Annotated in this window: 3 protein-coding genes; 2 read left to right on the top strand and 1 reads right to left on the bottom strand. The window is 42.4% G+C overall.

Annotated elements, in window-relative coordinates; all coding sequences use genetic code 11:
- The first annotated feature begins 5 nt into the window (after nucleotides 1-5).
- Nucleotides 6-440, top strand: a complete 435-nt coding sequence (locus HEN33_RS27210; RefSeq protein WP_445297910.1) for a lysis protein — start codon at nucleotides 6-8, stop codon at nucleotides 438-440.
- A gap of 464 nt (nucleotides 441-904) precedes the next feature.
- The gene (locus HEN33_RS24895; RefSeq protein ID WP_176263612.1) at nucleotides 905-1,219 is read left to right on the top strand and encodes a PerC family transcriptional regulator; all 315 of its coding nucleotides are present in this window, start codon (nucleotides 905-907) and stop codon (nucleotides 1,217-1,219) included.
- A gap of 81 nt (nucleotides 1,220-1,300) precedes the next feature.
- Here the strand turns inward: HEN33_RS24895 and HEN33_RS24890 are convergent, their stop codons facing one another.
- Nucleotides 1,301-1,525, bottom strand: coding sequence for a YlcI/YnfO family protein (locus HEN33_RS24890; protein ID WP_071961468.1), 225 nt, complete (start codon nucleotides 1,523-1,525; stop codon nucleotides 1,301-1,303).
- Nucleotides 1,526-1,551: the final 26 nt, after the last annotated feature.

Genomic DNA, 1,551 nt, shown 5'->3' with positions numbered 1-1,551 from the left:
CCGCTCTGGTTATCTGCATTATCGCCTGCCTGTCATGGGCTGTTAATCATTACCGCGACAATGCCATTACCTACAAAGCCCAGCGCGACAAAAATGCCAGAGAACTGAAGCTGGCGAATGCGGTAATTACTGACATGCAGATGCGTCAGCGTGATGTTGCTGCGCTCGATGCAAAATACACGAAGGAGTTAGCTGATGCGAAAGCTGAAAATGATGCTCTGCGTGATGATGTTGCCGCTGGTCGTCGTCGGTTGCACATCAAAGCAGTCTGTCAGTCAGTGCGTGAAGCCACCACCGCCTCCGGCGTGGATAATGCAGCCTCCCCCCGACTGGCAGACACCGCTGAACGGGATTATTTCATCCTCAGAGAACGGCTGATGACAATGCAGAAGCAACTGGAAGGAGCACAGGAATATATCCGTACCCAGTGTATACCGTGATGTTTTGTTATGAAGGTGTTACTGGTAACGTTAAGGTAATTTAACAAAAAGTCAGTTCCGGACTTTATAGTGTGCTCAGATCATGGCCAAAAACGATTTCTGTGATAAATATTTTGAATATTATTTACAGATAAATGAAGTTGTTCGCATGGATGGAAATATTACAATAGAGTATGAAGTATATGTCCGTATTGTATGGGCAGAGAAGGCAAAAACACGGTAATTCCTTGTGTTGCCATTATACCTGATTGGCAGAATAGTTGTTTGGTTTTGAGTATATAGTCAGCGTTTTTTGTTCAGTAATAGCTCTCTCAAAAAATAATAAAATAAGGTGATTATTTGGGTTTATTATTTAGTTTTTTTGTGTGTTGTTTTGTTGTTTTTCTGTGATTTATTTTTTATTGTTATTTCATTAAAGGAAGGTAAATTCAGGATAGCAGTCTGTAGATAATCGGAGGTCACTTATGCTACATGATCACCTGGCAGAATGTCTGGAGAAAAAAGGACTGTACCGGAGAGCAGCTGAACGATGGGCAAAAGTGATGGTACAGCTAAGTGATGACCAGAAAAGAAAAGTGGCGGCACAGAAACGAGCAGAGTGTTTGCGTAGGGCGCGCCGGACTCCGGTTTCACCGGTGAACCTGACAGAAATAAAACAAGCGGTCAACAGACTACATTCTGAGTTGGGAATGGGATTTGAAGAGCGGCGGGTATTCCGACGATATAAAGGGACAGGAGAACAGAATACGTCCGGAAACGCGCGGTCAAAAAAATGCTAAAAAATATCTGAGAGAGTTATTGCCTGTTACCATAAGAAAAAGCGACTTTAGTGGTCGCTTTTTGTGTCATATATAAGTCGTTTAAGTAAACCTGTCTGAACAGGTGCTCTGGTCGTGTTTGTCTTTGTTGGGTACAAATTGAGAATATTTTTCATTAATTAATCTTCTTCTGCAGGCTTCAATAACCCACGCTGAAAAATTTTCTGAACCTTTCTGGTCAAGAGCGATGTTAATTTGTTCAATCATCTGGTTTGGAAATCGGATGTTGCGGGTTGTTGTTCTGCGGGTCCGGTTTTTCGGTGACATTTTCTTTCCTCTGGTGACAAGCTATA

The sequence above is a fragment of the Escherichia sp. 94.0001 genome, from assembly GCF_013369155.2.
GTDB classification, from domain to species: Bacteria; Pseudomonadota; Gammaproteobacteria; order Enterobacterales; family Enterobacteriaceae; genus Escherichia; species Escherichia coli_F.
Note: the sequence above shows the minus strand (reverse complement) of the source record. Positions and strands in the feature narration are given on the sequence as shown.